The following is a 7738-nucleotide window of genomic DNA, read 5'->3' on the forward strand; positions in this document are numbered from 1 at the left end:
GGCTTCAGGCCGCGTGAGCGTGGGAAGAGCGGTGGAGGGCGCCGAGCAGGGTTTCGACGCGATAGGGCTTGGGGAAGAACAGCGCGTCTGCCGGGAGATCGGCCGGGGTGGGGCGCACGCCGCCCGAGACCACGACAATAGGCAGGTGGGGCAAGGTGCTGGCTGCGAGACGCGCCAGGGCCAAGCCATCGGGACCGGCACCTAGCTCGATGTCGGTGATGAGCGCATCCACGGTTTCGTCGAGAAGGTGCGCGCCGGCGCCTGCATTGGTGGCAGGGACGGGCGAATAACCTAGCTCGATCAGCTGATCGCAGAGATCAAGCAGCAGGAGCGGATTGTCTTCGACGACCAGTATCTTGGCAATGTGTGACATCTGATTCCCCATTGGCGCAGCACAAGGGGAAGTCCTTCACAAGCCGAACGTTGCATGCGGTCAGCGCATGGCTGGCGGCACGGTTAGCATTTTCTTAAAATTGCGAGCATCTGAAGCGGCCAGCGTCAGAGCTGCGCGCGATAGAGCGCGACGCGGATGCCGCCATGGAGGACTGGGGGCAGGGCGGGCTCGAATTTGAGGCCCGTGGCACCGGCGAGGTTCTTGTCGGCCGTGATGATGCCGACGCGCCAGCCCTTGAAGCGGGTCTTCAGTACGGTGCCCAGCGTGCGGTGGAGGGTGACGAGCGGAGCCTTGTCGCCGATGCGGGTGCCGTAGGGAGGATTGAGGATGACGAGGCCCGGAGGACCCGCAGGTCGCTCAAGGTCCTCTATGGATTTCTGGTCGAAATGGGCGAGGGCGGAGACGCCCGAGCGGGCCGCGTTTTCTGTAGCCATGCGGATGGCGCCGGGGTCTTTGTCGGAGCCGTGGAAGAGTAGCTCCGTGGTCTTTGGCTCGCAGGCGCCGCGCAGGGTCCGCCAGGCTTTGGCGTTGAAAGAGGGGAGGCTCTCGAAGCTGAAGCTGCGCTCGCGGCCGGGAGGCAGGCCAAGCGCGATCTCGGCGGCTTCGATGACGAAGGTGCCAGAGCCGCACATGGGGTCGAGCACGGTTTGGGTGGCGGTATAGCCGCATTGGCGCAGGAACATGGCAGCCATTGTTTCGCGCATGGGCGCCTTGTTGACCGCTTCCTTGAAGCCGCGCTTGTGCAGCGACTCGCCCGTGGTGTCGATGCTGAGGGTGACGAGATCATCCTCGATGCGGACCATTATGCGCAGGTCAGCATCTTCGGTGACCGGGGCGCCGAATTCTTCGGCTATGGCGGTGGCGACTCGCTGTGCGGCTGCGCCGGCGTGATAGATGCGCGAGCGCTTGCAACTGGCTTCGACGCGCACAGGGACGGACTTGTTGAGGAAGTCGCCCCACGGAATCTTCCGAGAGCGTTTATCGAGCTGTGCCAGGTGCATGGCGCGGAATTCGCCGATGCGGGCGAGGATGCGCGTCGCGCCACGCAGGACCAGGTTGGCGCGCCAGACGTCGGCCCAGGTGCCGGTGAAGGCAACGCCGCCATCAACGACGGCGGCGCCGGCAAACCCCTGTTCGAGGGCTTCGGCGCAAAGCGGAGCTTCAAGGCCCGGGGTGGAGACGAGAAAGATGGGAAAGCTGGCGGTCATGCGCCAGCACTAGCCGGGTCGAGGGGCCGGGGCAATGGTGGAGAGGGATGGATTGCCGGGACAAGCCCGGCAACGGTGATGGAAGGGAGATGCCTTTCCGAGCTGACCGATCAGTTGTTGATGGACAGAATGCCCCATTGGGTTTCGTTGCAGGCGTCGTCGAGGCAGATGTTGGTGATCCACATGGCGCCGTTGCCGAGGCCGACGCCTTCGCTGGTGACGATGAGGTCGCCGACATCCTGAGAGCCGATGGCTTCGAGGGTTTCGGGCAGGATCAGGCTGTCGAAATTGTCGATGAAGTCCTGTTCTTCGAGGATGTCGTAGGTCTCGCCATTGGCGTTGATGGTCAGGGGATAGAAGGCGTAGCCGGTGATATCGACCGGATTGAACATGGTGGCGTCCTGAACGCCGGCGAAGACTTCGAAGAAGCCATCGGCGTCGCCATGGAGAGCTTCAATATTGGCGTAAACCTCTTCTTCGCTGGCGATGGAAGGCGTGATCAGGGCGAGTGCGAGCAGGGCGGGCACGGCGTAGCGCAGCATAGGGGAAGTTCTCCAGGGGCGCCTTCAGGACGGCCCTTGGCAATTTTGAGCCAAATCGCCGCAAGTACAAGACAGCAGGCAAAATATACCCGCCGTTAAGTCTGAACCCGGCATTATGAGGGCGCTGGAGAAGACGGGTTGGGTCTGCTCCCCCTGCTTTTGTTTTAGTATTGCGTCAGGTCGGGTTCGATGCGTCTCATTATTGGTGTTATTTTCGTTTTCGCCTGCGTGCTCGGCGGCTATGCCGCCATGGGCGGACACGTCGAAGTGCTCTGGCAGCCATTCGAGTTCGTCATCATTCTGGGCGCCGCCATCGGCGCCTACATCATCGGCAATAGCGGCCGCGTGCTGAAATCGACGGTGAGCATCTTCGCTACGCTGTTCAAGGGCCCGCGCTACAACAAGGCAGCCTATGTCGAGCTGCTCGGTCTGCAGTTCAGCCTCTACAAGCTGATCCAGGCCAAGGGCGTGCTCGCCATCGAAGCCCACATCGAAAACCCGCACGACTCCGAACTCTTCAACCGCTTCCCAACTTTCGCCAAGAACCACCACGCCGTCGAATTTCTCTGCGACTATCTCCGCATGGTCACCATGGGCACCAACAATGCCCATGAGATGGAAGCGCTGATGGACGAGGAACTCGAAACCCACCACCAGGAGCAGGAACAGCTCGTTGGCGCCATGCAGGCCCTGGCCGACGGTACGCCGGCTCTGGGCATCGTGGCCGCCGTGCTCGGCGTTATCAAGACCATGGGCGCCATCACCGAGCCGCCGGAAGTTCTCGGCCACCTCATCGGTGGCGCACTCGTCGGTACCTTCTTCGGCGTGTTTGTCGCCTACGGCTTCTTCGGCCCGATGGCCCAGTCGCTGCGCGGCATCTTCGAAGCCGAATCCAAGTATTTCCTCTCGATGAAGGTTGGCCTTCTCGCCCACATCAGCGGCCAGCCGCCGGTGATGGCCGTCGAGTTCGCCCGCAAGGCGCTGATGAGCGATGTGCGTCCGACCTTCAACGAAGTCGAAGAAGCCACTGCAGCTCTGCCGTCTGCCACCTAAGTTTTCAAGTTTCTAGCGGGCCGCGCGATCTCCCCACAGATCGGGCGGCCCAAACGCTGCCAGGGGGCACGTCATGGCGAATTTCGAACAGCCGATCATCATCAAGAAGGTCAAGAAGGGTGGGCACGCCCACCATGGCGGTGCGTGGAAGATCGCCTACGCCGACTTCGTGACGGCCATGATGGCGTTCTTCCTGCTGATGTGGCTGATCAACATGACGACGGTTGAGCAGAAGCAGGGGCTTGCGGACTATTTCTCGCCGCCGTCGGTGAGCGTTTCAGCCACTAGCGGCGCTGGCGGTGTCATGGGCGGACAGGCCATGGACGACGCTGGGTCGAGCATGTCGGGCTCTGCCTCCGACATCACGGCCAGAGAACCTGCGTCCCCGGCGGAGGCAGTGACCGGCGAGGCCGAACTTTCCGCAGGCGGCGACGCGCGTGAAAATGGCAGCGAGATGGAGGCGTCCAGCGACTCCGAATTCGATCTCAAGTCTGCAGACTCGCAGGAATTCCACTCGGCTGCGGCAAGCATCCGCCAGGCCTGGCAGTCGATGCCTGAACTGACGCCTTTCATCGACAACCTGATCGTCGAAGAAACGGAAGAGGGGCTCGATATCCAGATCGTCGACCAGCAGGGCAAGCGCATGTTCCCTGAAGGCTCGAAGTATCCGCTGGAGCCGACCCGCGCTGCTATCGCCGCCATGGCGCCGTTCCTGCAGCAGCTCAATTCGCAGATGACCATTTCGGGCCATACAGCGGCCGGTGGTCGCTACGAAAACCCGCGCTACGGCGCCTGGGAGCTTTCGGCCGACCGCGCCAATGTGGTGCGCTCGACCTTGGGCGAATTCGGGGTGACCGACGATCGCATCAAGTCGGTGGCTGGTCGCTCCTCGGATGAACCATTCTTCCCGAACGACCCCTATATGGCGGCCAATGAGCGCGTGAAGATCACCGTGCTGCGGACTGCCCCGCCGGTGCCCGCGGGCCTGAAGCCCTGAGGTCTTCGCGGAACCCTGCATAGCGCGTGACGTTCTTCTCGCATCGTAATTTTGCGAGAAGCGTCATGTTCCAACTATTGCTCATTCTGATCGTCATTGCCCTCGTGGCCGGCGCCATGGGCTTCACGGGTGTCGCCGCAGGTGCGGCGGGCCTCGCCAAGATCATCTTCGTGCTGATGCTGATCGGCATTGGCATTATGGTGCTACTGGCCGTGATGGGGCTGGTGATCCTCTTCTAGAGAAGCAGCTTGAAACCCTCGTGGGTCTGCTCGAAGCCCAGCTTGCGATAGAAGCGGTGGGCGTCGAGGCGGATCTTGTTGGACGTTAGCTGGACGATGCCACAGCCTGCCTCGCGGCAGCGCTCGATGGCCCATTGCACCATTTGCGACCCAAGGCCGTTGCCGCGCTGATCGGCGCGGATGTGGACGTTTTCGAGGATAGCTCTTCTCATCCCGAACCGCGGCAGTCCGGGTAGGAAGCTGATCTGAAGCGTTCCGACGATCTCGTTGTCGCGCTCGACAACGATGAGCCGATGATTGGGATCGAGCGATATTTCATCGAAAGCAGCGCGATAGCGCGGGTCGGTCAGGGTCTCCTGATCCAGCGGCGGCGTGTCGGCGCCGCGGGCGTCGCCAGCATGGCAAAGGATGAGAATAGTGGGAACGTCTTCGGGGCGGGCGTCGCGGTAGATGAGGTCGGACATATCAGCTTCGGTGCGGCGAAAGGGAACGGGAAATTCCTAGCACGACCAGAGCGATGATGGCAGTCAGACCCGCGACCCAGGAGCCGACGGAGAGCAGGGCGCCGGTGCCAGCCCAGGTGATCGAGGCAAAGGCCTCGGAAATGGTGGCGGCACGGGAGGCGACCTGGCGGCGCCGGAACATGGCGCGGCGCATGGGAATGCGGAACCAGACCTGAATCGCCGTGGCCGAGGCCGCCGAGAGAATGGCGCAGAGCCCGGTGGCGAGTGCCATGGTCCAGCTATTGAGCGCGAGGAGGGCAAGGAGCGGCGCGAGGACTGCGGCGACGACGACAAGAACGGCTTCGATCTTGGCGCGAAGAATGCTCTGGGCCGGGATGGGGGCAGTTGCGACCAGGTCGTAGGCGTCTTCGCCCGATAGTGCCAGCCAAGCGAGCCCGCCGGCCAATTGGCCTGATGCCATGACGAGGACGGGCACGATGACGATGAAGGCGCCCGCGCCTTCGCCGTAATTGACCCAGAGGAGCAGGGCCGGTGGCAGCAGATAGAGCATCTGCATCAGCGTTTGCGACAGGAGCCAGGGATCGCGCTGCAGCAGGCGCCATTCCTTGTGGCGCAGGACCTGGGCCTGGCTGCGGCCGGTGAAATAGGTTCCGGTTCTGGTGCGATGGCGGGTCGATTGGCCGACGCTTGCCGCGGCGACGGCGAGGCGGCCGTAGCTGGGCGAAAAGAACAGCATGGCGAGGGCCAGCGCACCGAGGAAGGCTGCGATGACGGGCACCGCCGAAACTGCGTCGCCCAAGACGGCGCGGGCGGGGAGCCAGAGCCAGTGGTCCGGGCTCGGCAGGGCGGCGAGCAGATCGGGCGAGCTGAAGAGCGCGAAGCGGGAATAGGAGTTGAATGAGAGAATGGCGACGGCCTGAATGCCGATGACGAAACCGGCGCCGACAATGGCGGCGAGAATCTGGGCGATGAGGCGCGTGCGCTTGGGGCCGACGAGGCGGAAAAGCCCCATGGTGAGCGCCATGGCAATGGCGACGGCGAGCGCGGAACAGGCCGGAAGGACGAGATAGGCCCAGAGCCAATGGTAGCCGGCGAAAAATGCCAGCATGTTGATGATCGGGCTGGCGAGTAGCGCACTGAGGAGGGCCGTCGACAGAGCGACCGCGCCGGTGCGGACGGCGAAAAGGCTGCGGGTCGAGGCGGGGGAGGAGAGTATCAGGTCGAGATCGGAACGCGAATAATAGACGCGGGTGATGGATTCGAGCGCTTGCGACAGCATGACCGAGAAGAACAGCAGGCCAATGCCGGTCACCATGACGAGGGTGGGTTTATCTGCGGCTATGCCATTGGCCGCTGCGGGGGCGATGATGGCGGCCGCGATGAAGTGGAGGAGCGCATAGATGGCGAGGCCGCCGAAGAGAAAGCCGAAGAGCCGCACGCGACGGCCGCCGGTCATCATGGCGAGCCAATCGCGCCAGGCGAGACGCAATTCGTGACGTGCGAACCAGAGGAGCGAACCGGGGGGCGCCATCATGGGGCGGCAGACGCCGTTTCGACGAGTTCGAGGAAGATTTCCTCGAGGGTCGATTCGCGGCCGGTGCGGGCGCGCAGTTCGGTGAGCGTGCCCTCGGCGACGAGACGGCCGCCGGCTATGACGCCGATGCGCTGTGCCATCCGTTCGGCGACTTCGAGGATATGGGTGGTCATGATGATGGTGACGCCCTTACGGACCTTTTCGAGGAGGACGTCTTTCACCTGGCGGGCGGAGCCGGCATCGAGGCCGGTGAGAGGCTCGTCGAGGATGATGAGGCGCGGATCATGGATCAGGGCGCCGGCGAGGGCGACCTTTTGCAGCATGCCCTTGGAAAAGCCGCCACAGAGTTCGTTGGCGTGGGACTTCAGGCCCAGAAGAGCGAGGAGGTCGTTGGCCGTTTCTCGGGCGCGAGATGGCTCGACCTGCCAGAGGCCAGCGACGAAGTCGAGATATTCGAGCGGAGTCAGGCGGTCATAGACCATGGGTTCGTCGGATACCCAGGCGAGGAGGCGCTTGGCGCCGACCGGGTCTTTGCGCACGTCAGTGCCGAAAATCTCGATAATGCCGGCATCGGGCGCGAGAAGGCCGGCGACCATGCGCAGGATTGTGGTCTTGCCCGCGCCATTGGGACCGAGAAGTGCATAGAACTCGCCAGCGGCGACGGTGAGATCGAGGCCCTCTACAACGGGGCGATCAAAACTCTTGGCTAGGTCGGTGATGGCAAGGGCGGGGACGGGCATGGAGGCTCCGAGCGGATTGCCTGAACTCTAGAGTGCGCGCCTTGCTGGCGAGTGAATCGAAATCCTCAAGATTTCGCGTGGGGCAGGGTTGCAAGAATTGCAGGTTGTCGCGAACCCAGCGGTACGGCTAGCTTGTCGACAACCGGGCCTCCCTCCTGGTCATTGAAAAATAAGTGTTTTTGATCGGCCTGATGCGTCTGCATCGGGCCCATATAGTGTTGGACTTTGCCATGACGAACGGCGTTGCGCCTATTCAGGGCCTTAGCGGCCTTGCAACGAAACTGGCAATTTTTGCCATGGCTATCGGTTCGTTCGGCATTGGAACGGGCGAATTTGCCATCATGGGCCTCTTGCCCAACCTGGCGGGCGATCTTGGCGTGACGGAGCCTGAGGCCGGGCATGTCATTTCGGCCTATGCCCTTGGCGTGGTGGTTGGCGCGCCGCTGATTGCGGTGTTGTTCGCGCGGGTGCCGCGGAAGCCGCTGTTGCTGGCGCTGATGGCGTTGTTTGCACTGGGCAATGTTGGCAGTGCCATGGCACCCGACTACTGGTCGCTGGTGCTGCTGC

10 protein-coding genes are annotated in these 7738 nt (G+C 63.0%); 4 read left to right on the forward strand and 6 right to left on the reverse strand.

The window, feature by feature from the left end:
• Nucleotides 1-4: 4 nt before the first annotated feature.
• The 3 genes from ABW043_RS00175 to ABW043_RS00185 all read right to left on the reverse strand — a co-directional run bounded on the left by ABW043_RS00175 (nt 5) and on the right by ABW043_RS00185 (nt 2144).
• A complete protein-coding gene (locus ABW043_RS00175) occupies nt 5-373 on the reverse strand; it encodes a response regulator (RefSeq protein ID WP_353919227.1) in 369 nt (122 codons plus the stop codon).
• Between the two features lie 125 nt (nt 374-498).
• The gene (locus tag ABW043_RS00180) at nt 499-1602 is read right to left on the reverse strand and encodes a THUMP domain-containing class I SAM-dependent RNA methyltransferase (RefSeq protein WP_353919228.1); all 1104 of its coding nucleotides are present in this window, start codon (nt 1600-1602) and stop codon (nt 499-501) included.
• 110 nt (nt 1603-1712) lie between these two features.
• The gene (locus tag ABW043_RS00185) at nt 1713-2144 is read right to left on the reverse strand and encodes a hypothetical protein (protein WP_353919229.1); all 432 of its coding nucleotides are present in this window, start codon (nt 2142-2144) and stop codon (nt 1713-1715) included.
• A 189-nt stretch (nt 2145-2333) separates the two neighbouring features.
• On the opposite strand from ABW043_RS00185, the gene motA reads away from it, so the two are divergent.
• From motA to ABW043_RS00200, 3 genes are all read left to right on the forward strand, one after another.
• Nucleotides 2334-3197, forward strand: coding sequence for a flagellar motor stator protein MotA (gene motA, locus ABW043_RS00190; RefSeq protein ID WP_353919230.1), 864 nt, complete (start codon nt 2334-2336; stop codon nt 3195-3197).
• A 73-nt stretch (nt 3198-3270) separates the two neighbouring features.
• Nucleotides 3271-4194: a flagellar motor protein MotB gene (locus ABW043_RS00195; RefSeq protein WP_353919231.1), complete on the forward strand. Its 924-nt coding sequence runs from the start codon at nt 3271-3273 to the stop codon at nt 4192-4194.
• Between the two features lie 65 nt (nt 4195-4259).
• On the forward strand, nt 4260-4433 hold the full coding sequence (locus ABW043_RS00200; protein ID WP_353919232.1) for a DUF1328 family protein: 174 nt from the start codon (nt 4260-4262) through the stop codon (nt 4431-4433).
• Here the strand turns inward: ABW043_RS00200 and ABW043_RS00205 are convergent.
• Genes ABW043_RS00205 through ABW043_RS00215 form a run of 3 tightly spaced genes read right to left on the reverse strand, consistent with a single transcriptional unit; the run spans nt 4430 to nt 7171 of the window.
• Nucleotides 4430-4897 carry a GNAT family N-acetyltransferase gene (locus tag ABW043_RS00205; protein WP_353919233.1) on the reverse strand — a complete coding sequence of 156 codons (468 nt, stop codon included), beginning with the start codon at nt 4895-4897 and terminating at the stop codon, nt 4430-4432. The two genes, ABW043_RS00200 and ABW043_RS00205, sit on opposite strands and share 4 nt — an antisense overlap.
• A gap of 1 nt (nt 4898) precedes the next feature.
• A complete protein-coding gene (locus tag ABW043_RS00210) occupies nt 4899-6431 on the reverse strand; it encodes a permease (protein WP_353919234.1) in 1533 nt (510 codons plus the stop codon).
• Nucleotides 6428-7171: an ABC transporter ATP-binding protein gene (locus tag ABW043_RS00215; RefSeq protein ID WP_353919235.1), complete on the reverse strand. Its 744-nt coding sequence runs from the start codon at nt 7169-7171 to the stop codon at nt 6428-6430. Before ABW043_RS00215 ends, ABW043_RS00210 begins: the two co-directional genes overlap by 4 nt.
• A 230-nt stretch (nt 7172-7401) precedes the next feature.
• On the opposite strand from ABW043_RS00215, the gene ABW043_RS00220 reads away from it, so the two are divergent.
• Nucleotides 7402-7738 (forward strand): MFS transporter (locus ABW043_RS00220; RefSeq protein WP_353919236.1); only part of this gene is annotated, 337 nt, incomplete at its 3' end.

The organism is Devosia sp., from assembly GCF_040509215.1.
In the GTDB taxonomy this organism is placed as follows: Bacteria; Pseudomonadota; Alphaproteobacteria; order Rhizobiales; family Devosiaceae; genus Devosia.